This window comes from Pseudomonas xantholysinigenes (genome assembly GCF_014268885.2).
In the GTDB taxonomy this organism is placed as follows: Bacteria; Pseudomonadota; Gammaproteobacteria; order Pseudomonadales; family Pseudomonadaceae; genus Aquipseudomonas; species Aquipseudomonas xantholysinigenes.
The window spans coordinates 5,246,587-5,263,341 of the sequence record NZ_CP077095.1; the positions used below are offsets into that span (position 1 = coordinate 5,246,587).

The 16,755-nt window shown below is 64.2% G+C and carries 20 protein-coding genes; 11 read left to right on the forward strand and 9 right to left on the reverse strand.

Annotated elements, in window-relative coordinates:
• The first annotated feature begins 130 nt into the window (after positions 1-130).
• Entirely contained in the window at positions 131-781 is a 651-nt protein-coding gene (locus tag HU772_RS23305) for a C40 family peptidase (RefSeq protein ID WP_186656665.1), read from the forward strand.
• A 175-nt stretch (positions 782-956) separates the two neighbouring features.
• On the opposite strand, the gene HU772_RS23310 is transcribed toward HU772_RS23305, so the two are convergent.
• Complete coding sequence (locus tag HU772_RS23310) at positions 957-1,952, reverse strand: type IV pilus twitching motility protein PilT (RefSeq protein WP_186656667.1); 996 nt, start codon at positions 1,950-1,952, stop codon at positions 957-959.
• A 64-nt stretch (positions 1,953-2,016) separates the two neighbouring features.
• Between HU772_RS23310 and HU772_RS23315 the strand changes: the two genes are divergently transcribed.
• The 9 genes from HU772_RS23315 to HU772_RS23355 all read left to right on the forward strand — a co-directional run bounded on the left by HU772_RS23315 (position 2,017) and on the right by HU772_RS23355 (position 8,581).
• A complete protein-coding gene (locus HU772_RS23315) occupies positions 2,017-2,703 on the forward strand; it encodes a YggS family pyridoxal phosphate-dependent enzyme (RefSeq protein ID WP_186656669.1) in 687 nt (228 codons plus the stop codon).
• A 38-nt stretch (positions 2,704-2,741) separates the two neighbouring features.
• Entirely contained in the window at positions 2,742-3,560 is an 819-nt protein-coding gene (proC, locus tag HU772_RS23320; protein ID WP_186656671.1) for a pyrroline-5-carboxylate reductase, read from the forward strand.
• 10 nt (positions 3,561-3,570) lie between these two features.
• Positions 3,571-4,161, forward strand: a complete 591-nt coding sequence (locus HU772_RS23325) for a YggT family protein (RefSeq protein WP_138220469.1) — start codon at positions 3,571-3,573, stop codon at positions 4,159-4,161.
• An 88-nt stretch (positions 4,162-4,249) separates the two neighbouring features.
• Positions 4,250-5,389: a homoserine O-succinyltransferase MetX gene (gene metX / locus HU772_RS23330; RefSeq protein WP_186656678.1), complete on the forward strand. Its 1,140-nt coding sequence runs from the start codon at positions 4,250-4,252 to the stop codon at positions 5,387-5,389.
• A gap of 7 nt (positions 5,390-5,396) precedes the next feature.
• Complete coding sequence (gene metW / locus HU772_RS23335; RefSeq protein ID WP_134691337.1) at positions 5,397-6,017, forward strand: methionine biosynthesis protein MetW; 621 nt, start codon at positions 5,397-5,399, stop codon at positions 6,015-6,017.
• 25 nt (positions 6,018-6,042) lie between these two features.
• Positions 6,043-6,477: a DUF4426 domain-containing protein gene (locus tag HU772_RS23340; protein ID WP_186656680.1), complete on the forward strand. Its 435-nt coding sequence runs from the start codon at positions 6,043-6,045 to the stop codon at positions 6,475-6,477.
• Positions 6,474-7,070, forward strand: a complete 597-nt coding sequence (gene rdgB / locus HU772_RS23345) for an RdgB/HAM1 family non-canonical purine NTP pyrophosphatase (protein WP_186656686.1) — start codon at positions 6,474-6,476, stop codon at positions 7,068-7,070. The genes HU772_RS23340 and rdgB overlap by 4 nt, the downstream gene beginning before the upstream one ends.
• On the forward strand, positions 7,067-8,245 hold the full coding sequence (gene hemW / locus HU772_RS23350) for a radical SAM family heme chaperone HemW (protein WP_186656688.1): 1,179 nt from the start codon (positions 7,067-7,069) through the stop codon (positions 8,243-8,245). Before rdgB ends, hemW begins: the two co-directional genes overlap by 4 nt.
• Positions 8,246-8,254: 9 nt before the next feature.
• Complete coding sequence (locus HU772_RS23355; RefSeq protein ID WP_110735365.1) at positions 8,255-8,581, forward strand: DUF3392 family protein; 327 nt, start codon at positions 8,255-8,257, stop codon at positions 8,579-8,581.
• Positions 8,582-9,205: 624 nt separating this feature from the next.
• Here HU772_RS23355 and trmB read toward each other — a convergent pair.
• The 4 genes from trmB to HU772_RS23375 all read right to left on the reverse strand — a co-directional run bounded on the left by trmB (position 9,206) and on the right by HU772_RS23375 (position 11,477).
• Entirely contained in the window at positions 9,206-9,928 is a 723-nt protein-coding gene (trmB, locus tag HU772_RS23360) for a tRNA (guanosine(46)-N7)-methyltransferase TrmB (protein WP_186656690.1), read from the reverse strand.
• Positions 9,929-9,937: 9 nt separating this feature from the next.
• Positions 9,938-10,750, reverse strand: a complete 813-nt coding sequence (locus HU772_RS23365) for a thiazole synthase (RefSeq protein ID WP_186656692.1) — start codon at positions 10,748-10,750, stop codon at positions 9,938-9,940.
• Positions 10,751-10,802: 52 nt separating this feature from the next.
• Positions 10,803-11,003, reverse strand: a complete 201-nt coding sequence (gene thiS, locus HU772_RS23370; protein WP_186656695.1) for a sulfur carrier protein ThiS — start codon at positions 11,001-11,003, stop codon at positions 10,803-10,805.
• A gap of 102 nt (positions 11,004-11,105) precedes the next feature.
• Positions 11,106-11,477 (reverse strand): DUF423 domain-containing protein, encoded by a 372-nt coding sequence (locus HU772_RS23375; RefSeq protein ID WP_186656697.1) that lies wholly within the window; start codon positions 11,475-11,477, stop codon positions 11,106-11,108.
• 64 nt (positions 11,478-11,541) lie between these two features.
• On the opposite strand from HU772_RS23375, the gene mtgA reads away from it, so the two are divergent.
• Positions 11,542-12,252 (forward strand): monofunctional biosynthetic peptidoglycan transglycosylase, encoded by a 711-nt coding sequence (gene mtgA, locus HU772_RS23380; RefSeq protein WP_186656699.1) that lies wholly within the window; start codon positions 11,542-11,544, stop codon positions 12,250-12,252.
• A gap of 114 nt (positions 12,253-12,366) precedes the next feature.
• Here the strand turns inward: mtgA and rpoH are convergent, their stop codons facing one another.
• The 4 genes from rpoH to ftsY all read right to left on the reverse strand — a co-directional run bounded on the left by rpoH (position 12,367) and on the right by ftsY (position 16,566).
• Positions 12,367-13,221, reverse strand: coding sequence for an RNA polymerase sigma factor RpoH (rpoH, locus tag HU772_RS23385; protein ID WP_186656701.1), 855 nt, complete (start codon positions 13,219-13,221; stop codon positions 12,367-12,369).
• 110 nt (positions 13,222-13,331) lie between these two features.
• Complete coding sequence (ftsX, locus tag HU772_RS23390) at positions 13,332-14,360, reverse strand: permease-like cell division protein FtsX (RefSeq protein ID WP_186656703.1); 1,029 nt, start codon at positions 14,358-14,360, stop codon at positions 13,332-13,334.
• A complete protein-coding gene (ftsE, locus tag HU772_RS23395) occupies positions 14,357-15,028 on the reverse strand; it encodes a cell division ATP-binding protein FtsE (protein ID WP_186656705.1) in 672 nt (223 codons plus the stop codon). Before ftsE ends, ftsX begins: the two co-directional genes overlap by 4 nt.
• The gene (gene ftsY / locus HU772_RS23400; protein ID WP_186656708.1) at positions 15,025-16,566 is read right to left on the reverse strand and encodes a signal recognition particle-docking protein FtsY; all 1,542 of its coding nucleotides are present in this window, start codon (positions 16,564-16,566) and stop codon (positions 15,025-15,027) included. Before ftsY ends, ftsE begins: the two co-directional genes overlap by 4 nt.
• Between the last annotated feature and the right edge of the window lie 189 nt (positions 16,567-16,755).

Genomic DNA, 16,755 nt, shown 5'->3' on the forward strand with positions numbered 1-16,755 from the left:
TTTTCTAACGAAAAATGTGACTTTTTCGTTTTGACCCGACATATGGTACGTGCCTGAGCGACCAACGGATCAGAATCTGATCAAAAAGCTGTTATAAAGTTGCGCGCCAACACTTATAAGAGCTTCATCTATGCCACCTTTCTTCAAGACATGGCTGACCCTCTGCCTTTTGTTACCCCTGGCCGCCCACGCCACCAACCGTGAGCAACGACTTCCCAGCGGCTTCACCGGCTACACGGCCAACGCCGACGCCACGGTGAAACGCGCCCCGGTTCAATACCGCAGCACCACGACCACGCTGCGCACCCGCCCCGGCAACGCCGCCAAGCAACATGCCGTGGGCATGCAAGCCGTCGCGATGTCGCCAAAGCAGAGCAGCGAAGTGCTCAGCCGCGCGGTGAATGTGCTCGGCACGCCCTATCGCTGGGGCGGCAGCAGCCCGAAAAAAGGCTTCGACTGCAGCGGCCTGGTCAAGTACGCCTTCAATGACGTGGCCGATGTCGACCTGCCGCGCACCTCCAATGCCATGGCCCAGGGCCAAGGCGTGAAGGTGGCCAAGGGCGACCTCAAGCCAGGCGACCTGATCTTCTTCAACATCAAGAGCCGGCGGGTCAACCATGTTGCCATCTACCTGGGCAACGACCGCTTCATCCACGCGCCGCGCACCGGCAAGCGGGTAAGCATCGACAGCCTGGAAAAGCCTTACTGGCAGAAGCACTACGTGGTGGCCAAGCGCGTGCTGCCGAAAGATCAACAGGCACTGCGCCTGGCCAAACGCTGAAACGCGGCCAACGCGTATCCTGTGGGAGCGGCTTTAGCCGCGAAGCAAGCGACACGGTGGATGGCACCGGCTTTGCCGGTGTTCGCGGCTAAAGCCGCTCCCACAGCGACCGCGCTAGCTTTAGCAGTTGAGCAAGACAGTTGCTCCCACAGTGACTGAGGTGTACTTCCAGTCTCTAGCCCACTATCAAGCCCCGCGCCGCCAGCGCCTGCATCGCCCCCTCCATCGTGCGCATTCCCACCCCCGCGCCGGTCTGCATCAACGAATAGATCTGCGTCATCCGTCCTTCGCGGATCAAGTTGCGCACCGCAGGCGTCGCCACCAGCACCTCACGCGCCGCCACACGCCCGCCATCCCGGCGCTGGACCAGCACCTGCGCGACCACCAGCCGCAGCGACTCGGCAAGCATCGTACGCACCAACGGCTTTTCCTCCGGCGCGAACACCTCCACCAACCGGTCGATGCTGTTCAGCGCCGAGCGCGTATGCACGGTAGCCAGCACCAGGTGCCCGGTTTCCGCCGCCCGCAGCGCCAGGCGGATGCTCTCCAGGTCACGTAGCTCACCGACCACGATCACATCCGGGTCCTGACGCAGGGCACTGCACAAGCCCTGGACAAAGTCACGGCTGTGGCTGCCCATTTCACGTTGATTGACCAGGCTGCGTTGACCGCTGTGGATAACTTCGATCGGGTCTTCGAGGGTGACGATGTGCAACGCATAGTCGCGGTTCAGCCGATCGACCAGTGCGGCCAGGGTGCTGGACTTGCCGCTGCCGGTCGGGCCACCCACCAGCACCAGGCCATCCCGGCAGCGGCCAATGTGCTCAAACACCTCCACCAAATCAAGCGCCTCGATATTCGGCACCTGCGCCGGGATCAAGCGCACGCTGGCGCCCAGCCCAGCGCGCTGGCGGAACAGGTTCAAGCGAAAACGCCCCAAATCCGGCAGGCTCAACGCCAGGTCCAGTTCATCCGCGGCCAGCCACTGCTGACGCTGCCCGCCATTGAGCAATGCAGTCATCCCGCGCTCCAGTGCCACCGCCGTCACCACCGGAAAGTCCAGGCGCTGCAACACACCATCGACACGCAGCAGCGGCCGCTCGCCCACGGCCAGATGCAGGTCGCTGGCCCCTGCGGCCAATGCCCGCTCCAACAGCTCAGTCACATCCATGAGACTCCCCAACGACGATCAAGCAGGTAGAATGCCGCAGACCCCAAACCGCCGGCGACGAACCATGTCCACCCTAGCAGACAACATTTCCGTCATTGCCCGCCGTATCGACAGCGCGGCCAGGGCCGCCGGACGCGATCCGGCCAGCGTCCAGCTGCTGGCGGTGAGCAAGACCAAGCCCGCCAGCGCCATCCGCGAGGCCTACACCGCCGGCCTGCGCGATGTGGGTGAGAATTACCTTCAGGAAGCCCTGACCAAACAACAGGCACTTTCCGACCTGCCCTTGATCTGGCACTTCATCGGCCCCATTCAGTCGAACAAGACCAAGTCCATCGCCGAGCACTTCGACTGGGTACATTCCGTGGATCGCCTGAAGATCGCCCAACGCCTCTCCGAGCAGCGCCCCGCCGGCCTGGCGCCGCTGAACATCTGCCTGCAGGTGAATGTCAGTGGCGAGGACAGCAAGTCCGGTTGCGCGCCCACCGAGCTACCAGCCCTGGCCCAGGCGGTGAACGCCCTGCCCGGCCTGCGCCTGCGCGGGCTGATGGCGATTCCGGAGCCGACCGAGGACCGCGCCGAGCAAGAGGCCGCCTTCGCCACCCTGCGCCAGCTCCAGGCGCAGCTGGACCTTGGCCTGGATACCCTGTCGATGGGCATGAGCCACGACCTGGAAGCCGCCATCGCCCAAGGCGCAACCTGGGTCCGCATCGGCACCGCCCTGTTCGGTGCCCGCGACTACGGCCAGCCCTGATTCCATGCTTAACTCACTCTTTCCCTCAAGGACCTGACATGAGCAAGACTCGTATTGCCTTTATCGGCGCCGGCAACATGGCCGCCAGCCTGATCGGCGGCCTGCGCGCCCAGGGCCTGGACGCCGCGCAGATCCGCGCCAGCGACCCGGGTGCCGAAACCCGCGCACGGATCCAGGCCGAGCACGGCATCGAAACCTTCGAAAACAATGCCCAGGCCATCGATGGCGTGGACGTGATCGTGCTGGCGGTCAAGCCGCAGGTCATGAAGGCAGTCTGCGAGACGCTGAAGCCGAACCTGAAACCCGGCCAGCTGGTGGTCTCCATCGCTGCCGGCATCACCTGCGCCAGCCTGCAGGCCTGGCTGGGCGCCATCCCGGTGGTGCGCTGCATGCCCAACACCCCGGCGCTGCTGCGCCAAGGTGTCAGCGGCCTGTACGCCACCCAGCAGGTCTCTGCCGAGCAACGCCAACAGGCCGAACAACTGCTGTCGGCCGTCGGCACTGCCCTGTGGCTGGCCGAAGAACAGCAACTGGATGCCGTCACCGCCGTTTCCGGCAGCGGCCCGGCGTACTTCTTCCTGCTGATCGAGGCCATGACCGCCGCCGGCGAAAAACTCGGCCTGCCGCGTGAAACCGCCTCGCAACTCACCCTGCAGACCGCCCTGGGCGCCGCGCGCATGGCGGTTGCCAGCGATGTCGACGCCGCTGAGCTGCGCCGTCGCGTCACGTCGCCGGCCGGCACCACGGAAGCGGCGATCAAATCGTTCCAGGCCAACGCTTTCGAGGCGATCGTCGAGCAGGCACTGCAAGCCGCGGCGACCCGCTCCGCCGAACTGGCCGAACAACTGGGCAAATAAGGAGCCTTTGATGAATGCACTGTCCGGCGCCGCGATCTTCGTGGTGCAAACCCTGGTCAGCCTGTACCTGGTGATCGTCCTGCTGCGCTTCGTTCTGCAGCTGGTCAAGGCCGACTTCTACAACCCGCTCAGCCAGTTTGCCGTGCGGGCCACCCAGCCACTGCTCAAGCCCCTGCGCCGGGTGATCCCCAGCATCGCCGGCCTGGACACTTCGTCGCTGCTGCTGTCGATCATCATCCAGGCGCTGCTGATGGCCTTCGTGCTGATGGTCACCTACGGCACCTTCGGTGACATCCTGCACCTGCTGATGTGGGCGATCCTGGGCATCACCTCGCTGTTCCTGAAGATCTTCTGGGTAGCGATGATCGTCATGGTCATCGTTTCGTGGGTCGCGCCGAACAGCCACAACCCGGCCGCCGAACTGGCCTACCAGATCAGCGAGCCAGTGCTGGCGCCGTTCCGCCGCCTGGTGCCGAACCTCGGTGGCATGGACATCTCGCCGATCTTCGCCTTCATCGCCATCCAGGTGATCCAGTCGTTCCTGATGCCCCAGCTGGCGGCCTACGCCGGCATGCCGCAAGAGCTGTGGCGGATGATCTGACCCCGTGCGCGTCCAGCGGCAAGCCTTTGCTTGCCGCTGGGGATAGCGCTCTTTAGACTTACGCCTCCGTCAAGCGTGAGCAGGGTCGATGTCCACTGTCCTTCCCGAAGATTCCGTCGGTCTGGTAACACCGCAAATCGCCCGGTTCGATGAACCGCTGGCCCTGGCCTGCGGCCGCTCCCTGGCCTCGTACGAACTCATCTACGAAACCTACGGCCAGCTCAACGCCAGCGCCAGCAACGCCGTGCTGATCTGCCATGCGTTGTCCGGCCACCACCATGCCGCTGGCTACCATGCCGCCACCGACCGCAAGCCGGGCTGGTGGGACAGCTGCATCGGCCCCGGCAAGCCCATCGATACCAACCGTTTCTTCGTGGTCAGCCTGAACAACCTCGGCGGTTGCAACGGCAGCACCGGGCCCAGCAGCATCAACCCGGCCACCGGCAAGCCCTACGGCGCCGATTTCCCGGTACTGACCGTGGAAGACTGGGTGCACAGCCAGGCGCGCCTGGCCGATCGCCTGGGCGTCCAGACCTGGGCCGCCATCGTCGGCGGCAGCCTCGGCGGCATGCAGGCGCTGCAATGGACCATCACCTACCCGGACCGTGTGCGCCACTGCGTGGACATCGCCTCGGCGCCCAAGCTGTCGGCGCAGAACATCGCCTTCAACGAAGTGGCGCGCCAGGCAATCCTCACTGACCCCGAATTCCATGGCGGCTCGTTCCAGGACCAGGGCGTGATCCCTAAGCGCGGCCTGATGCTGGCACGTATGGTCGGTCACATCACCTACCTGTCCGACGACTCGATGGGCGAAAAATTCGGCCGCGAACTCAAGAGTGACAAGCTCAACTACGACTTCCACAGCGTCGAGTTCCAGGTCGAGAGCTACCTGCGCTACCAGGGCGAGGAGTTCTCCGGGCGTTTCGACGCCAACACCTACCTGCTGATGACCAAGGCGCTGGACTACTTCGACCCGGCCGCGGCCCACGCTGGCGACCTGGCGGCGACCCTGGCGCATGTCACGGCGGACTACTGCATCATGTCGTTCACCACCGACTGGCGCTTCTCGCCGGCCCGCTCGCGGGAGATCGTCGATGCGCTGATGGCGGCGCGCAAGAACGTCTGCTACCTGGACATCGACTCGCCCTACGGCCACGACGCCTTCCTCATCCCGACACCCCGCTACATGCAGGGCTTCGCCAACTACATGAACCGCATCGCTGTCTGAGGACCCCATGAGAGCCGACCTGGAAATCATCCAAGACTGGATCCCCGCCGGCAGCCGGGTACTCGACCTCGGTTGCGGCAACGGCGAACTGCTGGCCTCGCTGCGCGAGCGCAAGAACGTCACCGGCTATGGCCTGGAGATCGACGCCGACAACATCGCCGCCTGCGTGGCCAAGGGCGTCAACGTCATCGAGCAGGACCTCGACAAGGGCCTGGGCAACTTCGCCAGCAACAGTTTCGACGTGGTGGTCATGACCCAGGCCTTGCAGGCCGTGGAATACCCCGACCGGATCCTCGACGAGATGCTGCGGGTGGGCCGCCAGTGCATCATCACCTTCCCCAACTTCGGCCACTGGCGCTGCCGCTGGTACCTGGCGACCAAAGGCCGCATGCCGGTATCGGACTTCATGCCGTATACCTGGTACAACACGCCGAACATCCACTTCTGCACCTTCGAAGACTTCGAGAACCTGTGCCACGAACGCAGTGCCAAGGTCCTCGATCGCCTGGCCGTCGACCGCCTGCACCGTAATGGGTTGGGTGGCCGGCTTTGGCCTAATCTTCTAGGTGAAATCGGTATCTATCGGGTCAGCAGCCCGGGCCTGCAGGAGCACCAGCTCGCGGTCTGACCCTCGCGAACGGAGGAATGCGATCATGCGTCGACTAGCACTGTTTCTGATCAGCCTGTGCCTGGCCTGGCCGGTACTGGCCGCCGATGCCGCCAGGCCCGAACGCAAGCAGGACTTCGGCGACGTGACGGTGCACTACAGCGCCTTCACCTCGAGCATGCTGCAGCCCGACATCGCCGCCGCCACGGGCCTGACCCGCAGCAAGAACCAGGGCGTACTCAACATCGCCGTGCTCAAGGCCGGCAAGCCGGCCATGGCGGTGGTCAGCGGCACCGTGAAAGACCTGACCGGGCGCGGCAACCCCCTGTCGTTCAAACAGATCACCGACCAGGGCGCGGTTTACTATATCGCCCAGTTCAAGATCGAACAGGCCGAGACCGTCACCTTCGACCTCAACATCGAGTCCGGCGGCGTCAGCCACACTCTCAGCTTCAACCAGGAAGTGTTCCCAGGCGAATGATGAATTTCCAGCAACTCGTATTGGCCAGCCACAACGCCGGCAAACTCAAGGAACTGCAGGCCATGCTCGGTGACTCCGTGCAGCTGCGTTCGATCGGCGAATTCAGCCAGGTAGAGCCGGAAGAGACCGGCCTGTCGTTCGTCGAGAACGCCATCCTCAAGGCGCGCAACGCCGCACGCATCTCCGGCCTGCCGGCCCTGGCCGACGATTCGGGCCTGGCGGTGGACTTCCTCGGCGGCGCGCCGGGCATCTACTCGGCGCGCTATGCCGACGGCAAGGGCGACGCGGCGAACAACGCCAAGTTGCTCGAAGCCCTGAAAGACCTGCCACCGGAACAACGCGGCGCGCAGTTCGTCTGTGTCCTGGCCCTGGTGCGCCATGCCGACGACCCGCTGCCAATCCTCTGCGAAGGCCTGTGGCACGGCAGCATCCTGTTCGAGGCCAGCGGTGAGCATGGGTTCGGCTATGACCCGCTGTTCTGGGTCCCTGAGCGCAACTGCTCCAGCGCCGACCTCGCCCCGGCCGACAAAAACCTGCTCAGCCACCGCGCCCGCGCCATGGCCCTTTTGCGTCAACGTCTGGGCCTGGCATGACCGAAAAGCTGTCCTTGCAGCCGGCGGGGTTGATCCTTCCCGAGCTCCCGCCGCTGTCGCTGTACATCCACATTCCCTGGTGCGTGCGCAAATGCCCGTATTGCGACTTCAACTCGCACCAGGCCAGGCCATCGCTGCCGGAAGACCAGTACATCGACGCCTTGCTCGCCGACCTGGACCAGGAACTGCCTGCCGTCCAGGGACGCCCCATCAGCACGATCTTCTTCGGTGGTGGCACGCCGAGCCTGTTCAGTGCCAATGCGCTGGGCCGCCTGCTGCGCGGTGTCGAGCAACGCATCCCGTTCGCCCCGGACATCGAGATCACTCTCGAGGCCAACCCGGGCACCTTCGAGCAGGAGAAGTTCAAGGCCTACCGGCAGACCGGCATCAACCGCCTGTCCATCGGCGTGCAGAGTTTCCAGCCCGCCAAACTCGAAAAGCTCGGGCGCATCCACAATGGTGCCGAAGCGGTGCGCGCCGCTGACATGGCCCGTGCGGCAGGCTTCGACAACTTCAACATGGACCTGATGCACGGCTTGCCGGACCAGTCGCTCGACGACGCACTGGGCGACCTGCGCCAGGCCATCGAACTGGCGCCGACGCACCTGTCCTGGTACCAGCTGACGGTAGAGCCGAACACGGTGTTCTGGAACCAGCCGCCCGAGCTGCCCGAGGACGACATTCTTTGGGATATCCAGGAGGCCGGCCAAGCGCTGATGGCCGAGCATGGCTACCGGCAGTACGAAGTCTCGGCCTATGCCCAGGCCGGTCGCGCCGCACGGCACAACCTGAACTACTGGCGCTTCGGTGACTTCATCGGCATCGGCGCAGGTGCCCATGGCAAGCTGTCGTTCCCGGATGGTCGCATCCTGCGCACCTGGAAGACCCGCCTGCCCAAGGACTACCTAAACCCCGCCAAGCCGTTCAAGGCAGGCGAAAAGCTGTTGCCGGTCGATGAGCTACCCTTCGAGTTCCTGATGAACGCACTGCGCCTCACCGATGGCGTGGAAGCCGAACTGTTCAGCCGGCGCACCGCTCTGCCTCTGGCACAACTGGCCGAAGCCCGTCGCGAAGCCGAACAAAAAGGCCTTTTGCGGGTCGAACCGGATCGGTTGGCAGCCACGCCGCGTGGCCAACTGTTCCTCAACGACCTGCTGCAGTACTTCTTGAATTAAGGATGACCCATGGACCTGGTACTTGACCTGCTCTCGACCGTTTCCCGCTGGAGCCGCAGCAACCTGTCGGAGATCTCGCTGGCCCTGGTGGGCTGCCTGCTGGTGCTGTTCGGCACCGATATCAAAGGCTGGGTGGAAGGCCGCCTGGGCGGCTTGGCTGGCGCCCTGCGGGTGCCGTTCATGGCCCTGCTGGTGATGATCGGCAGCGGCGCGGCACTGATCTACGCAACGCCGTGGGTCGTGAAGGGGCTGGGGCAGTTCAACAACTATGCGCTGGCACCGGTGCTGCTGGTGGTGCTGGTGTTGATTGGCGTGGTGGCTGATCGGCGGGGTTGAGCGCTTGCTAAAAGCCGCCCTGGCTTGCCAGGGCGGCCTCTCACCCAACTAGCCCTTAATGGGCATCGTCGAAGTGATCGCGCAGGAAGTCTCTTGCGGTCCTGAATACGACCAGGATACGGATGAGCTTCCAGACACGGCTCAGCTTATTCAGCAAACGCTTCATATGCCTTGGCCTCCGTGTTGGCTGGGCCAATCTTCCAGCGCTTGACCGGCACTTCGGCGCCTTCGGAGATCATGTGAAGTCTCTCCAGTGAAGTGGCCAGGTGGGTGGCCCTTCGAGAAACTACCGGCGCGGTTCGTGGGCCGCGTCGAAGGGGCCGAGAATGAGTTCGTTTCCCGGCCCATCACTGGACTAATCCACATGAGAGCGGCGCCACTTTACGCCAGTAGAAAACTCAATGTTGTTACTGGCACGTTCACAGTTAATGCTGGATATTTCCAGCATTGACGTAGTATCAAGGCAGCCCTAGTATCGCGCTTGTGAAGTCTCTCCAGTGATACTGAAGTAGGCAGGCCTAGGGCTCGTAACCCAAAGCCCGCATAAAAAAACCGCCTTTCTCAAGGCGGTTTTTTGTACCTGCAGTTTCGCAGGTTTGAAGGGCTGCTCCGAACGAACCCGGCTCAGCCCACCTTCTCGAATTTCAAGTCCCACACCCCATGCCCAAGGCGCTCGCCGCGGCGCTCGAACTTGGTGATCGGGCGCTCTTCGGGGCGTGGCACGTAGGCGCCATCAGCCGCCTGGTTACGATAGCCGGGCGCTGCGCTCATCACTTCCAGCATGTATTCGGCATAGGGCTCCCAGTCGGTCGCCATGTGGAATACACCACCGGGCTTGAGTTTGCGACGCACCAGCTCGGCAAACTCCAGCTGGACGATACGGCGCTTGTGGTGACGGGCCTTGTGCCACGGGTCGGGGAAGAACAGCATCAGGCGATCGAGGCTGTTGTCGGCCACGCAGCGGTTGAGCACCTCGATGGCATCACAGTCGTACACCCGCAGGTTCTTCAGCCCCTGGGTCAGCACGCCGTTGAGCAGCGCACCGACGCCTGGACGGTGTACTTCGACACCAATGAAGTCCAACTCGGGCGAGGCCGCGGCCATTTCCAGCAGCGAGTGGCCCATGCCAAAGCCGATCTCCAGGGTGCGCGGCGCCGAACGGCCGAACACCTGGTCGTAGTCCACCGGGCTGTCAGCCAACGGCAGGATGAACAGCGGGCCGCCCTGGTCCAGGCCGCGTTGCTGGCCTTCGGTCATGCGCCCAGCGCGCATCACGAAGCTCTTGATGCGGCGGTGCGGGCGGGCTTCGCCGTCTTCGGTGATCGGCGTTTCTTGCGATTCAGTCATCGGGGGCTCTTACTTGATCAGACCTTCCAGCGGCGAGGACGCGCTGGCATAGAGTTTCTTCGGCATGCGCCCGGCGAGATACGCCATGCGGCCGGCAAGGATCGCGTGCTTCATGGCTTCGGCCATCAACACTGGTTGTTGCGCGTGGGCGATGGCCGAGTTCATCAGTACGGCCTCGCAGCCCATTTCCATGGCGATGGTGGCATCGGAGGCGGTACCCACGCCGGCATCGACCAGCACCGGCACCCTGGATTCTTCGAGGATGATCTGCAGGTTGTAGGGGTTGCAGATGCCCAGGCCGGTGCCGATCAACCCGGCCAGCGGCATGACAGCGATGCAGCCGGCTTCGGCCAGCTGGCGGGCGATGATCGGGTCGTCGCTGGTATAGACCATCACGTCAAAACCATCCTTGACCAGCACTTCGGCGGCCTTGAGGGTTTCGATCACGTTGGGGAACAGGGTTTTCTGGTCGGCCAGCACTTCCAGCTTCACCAGCGTCCGTTTCTCGTGGGACTTGTGGCCATCCAGCAGCTCACGGGCCAGGCGGCAGGTACGCACCGCCTCGACCGCATCGAAGCAACCCGCGGTGTTCGGCAGGATGGTGTACTTGTCGGGCGACAACACATCGAGCAGGTTCGGCTCGCCCGCATTCTGACCAAGGTTGGTACGACGCACGGCCACGGTGACGATCTCGGCACCCGAGGCCTCGGTGGCCAGACGGGTTTCTTCCATGTCACGGTACTTGCCGGTGCCGACCAGCAGGCGCGACTGGAAAGTGCGCCCGGCCAGGATGAAAGGCTTGTCGCTGCGAACGTTGCTCATCGATGTTCCTCTGGAAAGGTTACGGGCTTCTGGATGAATCGGCGGGGCGCGCTCAACCACCGCCAATGGCATGAACCACTTCGACCTGGTCGCCTTCGCTCAATGGCGTGCTCTCGTGCTGGCTGCGCGGCACGATGTCCAGGTTCAGTTCCACCGCCACCCGGCGACCGGCCAGCTCAAGCCGGCCCAGCAGCGCCGCGACGCTTTCGCCCTCGGGCAGTTCGTAAGGTTCACCGTTCAGTTGAATGCGCATGCGCACGGCCACCATTGTTCTTTGGGGCCCGCATTCTAGCCCCGATCCACCCCGCAACCCAAGGGCGGCGCGCGCCATTAGTCGCGATTGTGGACCGTTCGGTCAGCCCAGGCGCCAGGCGGCCAGGCCCAGGCACAACCAGCCGGCGAGGAAGCACAGGCCGCCCAGTGGTGTGATCATGCCGAGCTTGCCGAGGCCGCTCAGGGTCAGGACGTAGAGGCTACCGGAGAACAGCAGGATGCCCAGCGCGAACAGACCGCCGGCCCAACCAACCAGGCGCCCGGGCAGGTGCGCCGACAGCAGCGCCACGCCGAAGATCGCCAGGGCGTGCACCAGCTGGTAGGTGACGCCGGTATGGAAGATCGCCAGGTAGTCGGCACTGAGCCGGCTTTTCAGGCCATGGGCGGCGAAGGCACCGAGCGCGACGCCGGTAAAGCCGAAGAACGCGGCGAGCATCAGGAAGCTGCGAAGCATGGGACGACTCCTCGAAAGGGGTCTGTATAATGGCCCGTTCCTACGGTCCGGCCAAGCCATCAGCATGCTGTCATCCCTACTCCGCCGTCTCTACCGCGCCTTGCTCTGGTTCGCCGCCGGCAGTATTGCCGTGGTCCTGGTTCTGCGCTGGGTCCCGCCGCCGGGCACGGCGCTGATGGTCGAGCGCAAGGTGGAGTCGTGGGTCAGCGGCGAGCCGATCGACCTGCAGCGCGACTGGACGCCCTGGGCAGATATCTCCGATGAGCTGAAAGTGGCAGTGATCGCCGGCGAAGATCAGAAGTTCGCCAGCCACTGGGGCTTCGATATCCCGGCGATCCAGGCCGCGCTGGCCTACAACGAGCGTGGCGGCAAGGTGCGCGGCGCCAGCACCCTTACCCAGCAAGTCGCCAAGAACCTGTTCCTGTGGTCCGGGCGTAGCTGGTTGCGCAAGGGCCTGGAAGCCTGGTTCACCGCGCTGATCGAGTTGTTCTGGTCGAAAGAGCGGATCCTCGAGGTGTACCTGAACAGCGCCGAGTGGGGCAAGGGCGTGTTCGGTGCCCAGGCGGCGGCGCGTTATCACTTCGGTGTGGATGCCAGCCGACTGACGCGGCAACAGGCCGCACAGTTGGCGGCGGTGCTGCCGAGCCCGATCAAGTGGAGTGCTGGCAAGCCGAGTGCCTATGTAGCCAGCCGGGCGGGATGGATCCGTCGGCAGATGAGTCAGCTGGGTGGGCCGAGCTACCTGATGCAGCTGGATGCTTCGCGCAAGCTTTGAGTTTCGTGATTGCAATGCCGGCCTTGCCGGCGAAGTGGCCCGAGCAGACAACACAAATGAAAAGGCCGCTTGCCCAGGAGGCAAGCGGCCTTTTCAATCCAGCCAGGGCGCCGATCAGATAGTAATCAATGCCTTGACCTTGTTCATCGCGTTCTTTTCAAGCTGACGAATCCGCTCGGCCGACACGCTGTACTTCTCGGCCAGCTCATGCAAGGTGGCTTTCTCCTCGGCCAGCCAACGCTGGTAGAGGATGTCGCGACTGCGGTCATCCAGGCCCTGCAGGGCCTCATGCAGGTTGCTGGTGGAGTTGTCGCTCCAGTCAGCGTCTTCCAGCTGCACGGCCGGGTCGTAACGGTGGTCTTCCAGGTAATGCGCCGGCGACTGGAAGGCACTGTCGTCGTCGGCTTCGGCCGCCGGATCGAACGCCATGTCCTGGCCGCTCAGACGGCTTTCCATCTCGCGCACTTCACGGGGCTCGACGCCGAGGCTCTCGGCCACGCGATGCACTTCGTCGTTGTTCAACCAGGCCAGGCGCTTCTTCTGGCTGCGCAGGTTGAAGAACAGCTTGCGCTGGGCCTTGGTGGTGGCCACCTTGACGATGCGCCAGTTGCGCAGGATGAACTCGTGGATCTCAGCCTTGATCCAGTGCACCGCGAAGGACACCAGACGCACGCCCATCTCCGGGTTGAAGCGCTTTACCGCTTTCATCAGGCCGACGTTGCCTTCCTGGATCAGGTCGGCCTGGGCCAGCCCGTAGCCTGCGTAGCTACGGGCGATGTGGACAACGAAACGCAGGTGGGCCATCACCATTTGCCGAGCGGCCTCGAGATCCTGCTCGTAGAAGAGACGCTCGGCCAGTTCACGCTCCTGCTCCGGTGTCAGCAAGGGGATGCTGTTCACCGTGTGCACATAGGCTTCCAGGTTTGCACCGGGAACCAGGGCATAGGCAGGTTGCAACGAATTGGTCATTCAAGTACCTCCGGCTTACAGACTCATGCCTTTTGGGCACTGCCAGCATAGACAAGGAACCGTTGTACAAGTTCCATTATGAAAAATTTGTCAATACTGGCCACAAAACATTATCGCGGCGCCAGCTCGTTCAGGTGGCGAGCCACCGCGATCCATGCACCGATATACCCCAACAGCACCGCGCCGATCAAGAGTGAAAGACCGTCCGCAGCGGGAACGCCACCCAGGGCGAAATCACTGCCGTACAAGCCGGACAGCCCGACCACCGCGTCGTTGAGCCAGTTCAGGCCGAACGCCAGGATGCCCCAGGCCAGCACGCCGGCACCCAGGCCGTACAGCGCACCCATGTAGAGGAACGGCCGGCGCACGTAGCTGTCGGTGCCGCCCACCAGCTTGATCACTTCGATCTCGACACGGCGGTTTTCAATATGTAGACGAATGGTGTTACCAATTACTAACAGCAGCGCGGAAATCAACATCACCGCCAAGCCAAAGACAAACCGGTCACCGAGCTTGAGGATCGCGGCCAGACGCTCGACCCACACCAGGTCCAACTGGGCCGCCTCGACCCGCGGCAGCTCCGACAGGCGCTGACGCAGGGCCTCCAAGGCGGGCTTGTCGACCTCGGTCGGGGTCACCACCACCACGCCAGGCAGCGGGTTGTCCGGCAGTTCGCGCAGGGCCTCGCCCAGCCCGGACTGCTGCTGGAACTCTTCCAGCGCCTGTTCGCGGCTGACGTACTGGGCCTCGGCAACGCCCGGCATGCCCTTGATCTCGTCGCGCAGGGCCTCGCCATCGCGGCTGCTGGCATCGAGCTTGAGGTACAGCGAAATCTGCGCCGCGCGCTGCCACGAACCGCCGAGTTTCTCGACGTTCTTCAGCAGCAGCGACAAGCCCATGGGCATGCTCAGGGCCACCGCCATTACCAGGCAGGTGAAGAAGCTGCCGATCGGCTGCTTACCCAGGCGGCGCAGGCTGTCGGCCAGGCTCGCACGGTGGCTTTCCAGCCAGGCGTGCAGCAGGGTACGGAAGTCCGGGCCATCGTCGTCATGATCGCCGCGCTTGCTCTTGCCCGGTTGCGGGTCGGCGGCCTTCGGCGCGACGCGCTCGGAAACCTTGGGTGTACGTGTGGTGCTCATTGCCCGGCCTCCCCATCGCCGATCAAGCGGCCGCGTTGCAGCGTCAGCATGCGGTGGCGCATGCGCGCGATCAGCGCCAGGTCGTGACTGGCGATCAAGACAGTGGTGCCCAGGCGGTTGATGTCTTCGAACACGCCCATGATCTCGGCGGCCAGGCGCGGGTCGAGGTTACCGGTGGGTTCGTCCGCCAGCAGCAATGCCGGCTGGTGGACGATGGCGCGGGCAATGCCGACGCGCTGCTGCTGGCCGGTGGACAGGTCGGCCGGGAACAATTCGCCCTTGTCGGTCAACGACACGCGCTCCAACGCCGAGTCCACGCGTTTGGCGATCTCGGCCTTGGACAACCCGAGGATTTGCAGCGGCAGGGCGATGTTGTTGAACACCGTGCGGTCGAACAACAGCTGGTGGTTCTGGAACACCACGCCGATCTGCCGGCGCAGGAACGGAATCTGCGCGTTGCTGATCTGGCCCAGGTCCTGGCCGGCCAGCAGCAGCTTGCCGCTGGTCGGACGTTCCATGGCCAGCAGCAGGCGCAGCAGGGTGCTCTTGCCGGCGCCGGAGTGGCCGGTGACGAACAGGAACTCGCCACGACGCGCCCGGAAGCTCAGTTCGTGCAGGCCGACATGGCCGTTGGGATAGCGCTTGGCTACCTGTTCGAATCGGATCATGAAGGTTCCCGCTCGGCGAACAGCGCCTTGACGAAAGGTTCGGCCTCGAAGGTGCGCAGGTCGTCGATGCCTTCGCCCACGCCGATGAAGCGAATCGGGATGTTGAACTGCTTGGCCAGGGCGAAGATCACCCCGCCCTTGGCGGTGCCGTCCAGCTTGGTCAGGGCCAGGCCGGTCAACTCGACGCTCTGGTTGAAGTACTTGGCCTGGCTGATGGCGTTCTGCCCGGTACCGGCATCGAGCACCAGCAGCACCTCGTGCGGCGCCTCGGCATCGAGCTTGCCCATGACCCGACGGACCTTCTTCAGCTCCTCCATCAGGTTGTCCTTGGTGTGCAGGCGACCGGCGGTGTCGGCGATCAGCACATCGACGTTACGGGCCTTGGCGGCCTGCACGGCGTCGAAGATCACCGAGGCCGAGTCGGCGCCGGTGTGCTGGGCGATCACCGGGATCTGGTTGCGCTCGCCCCACACTTGCAGCTGTTCCACCGCGGCGGCGCGGAAGGTGTCGCCAGCGGCGAGCATGACCTTCTTGCCTTCGAGCTGCAGCTTCTTGGCCAGCTTGCCGATGGTGGTGGTCTTGCCGGCGCCGTTCACGCCAACCACGAGGATCACGTACGGCTTGTTCTGCGCCTCGATCTTCAGCGGTTGCTCAACCGGGCGCAGCAGCGCGGCCAGCTCGTCCTGCAGCGACTTGTACAACGCGTCGGCGTCGGCCAATTGCTTGCGGGCGACCTTTTGCGTGAGGTTCTGGACGATGGTCGAGGTGGCCTCGACGCCAACGTCGGCGGTCAGCAGGCGGGTTTCGATCTCGTCGAGCAGGTCGTCATCGATGACTTTCTTGCCCAGGAACAGGCTGGCCATGCCCTCGCCGATGCTGGCGCTGGTCTTCGACAGGCCTTGCTTGAGGCGGGCGAAGAAGCCTGGCTTGGCGGGCTCGGCAGCGACTGGAGCCGGTTCCACGGCAGCCGGAGCGGGAGCGACAGGCGCTTGTGACTCGAGCACAGGGGCGGGTTCAGCCGCCACCGCTTCGGGGACCGGTCGTTCGGGGATAGCGGGCGGGGTCTTGGGCTCAAGGTCAGGCACCAGTGCCACCGGCTCTTCCGCGACCGGCAGCACCAAGTTGCTCACTGGCGCGGCGGGTGTTGGCTCGGCCACCAGCGTTTGCAGGTCCGCAGCATTCGCGGGCAAGCCCGCTGCCACAGGGGGCTGCGGCGCTTGCGGCAGAGCGAATGGCTCAGGCTCGGCTGGGGCCTCTACTGGCACAGGCTGGGGTGCTTCGACCACCGGGGCAGGCTGAGGCGCAACGGCAGGCTCAGGTTCGACCGGCGCGATTACCGGTGCCGGCTGTGGCGCCTCGGCCACCGGAGCGGGCTGCTCGACGGCGGGTTGCGGCACCACCGGTGCCTCGACCGGCGGTTGTGGGCTTTGCGGCTGTTCGGCGACAGGTTGCTCCGGCTTCTTGCGGAACCAGCTGAACAGGCCTTTCTTCTCGCCAGCCGCGGCCGGCGCTTTTTTGTCGTCGTTGGAACCAAACATGGAAGACGGCTATCTCAGGGTAGCGATGGGCCAGCAGCGGCGCATCGGAAATTCTCGTGTCACGCAGAACAGACTACCGTAGGGCCATCGGGTTCATGCGCAACGTTTTGTCGTAAGGGCCTGCGGGCCAGAACGGCGACAGGCATGGTCGCCAGGCAACCGGATCAGTATCCTAGCACCTCCTGGCCC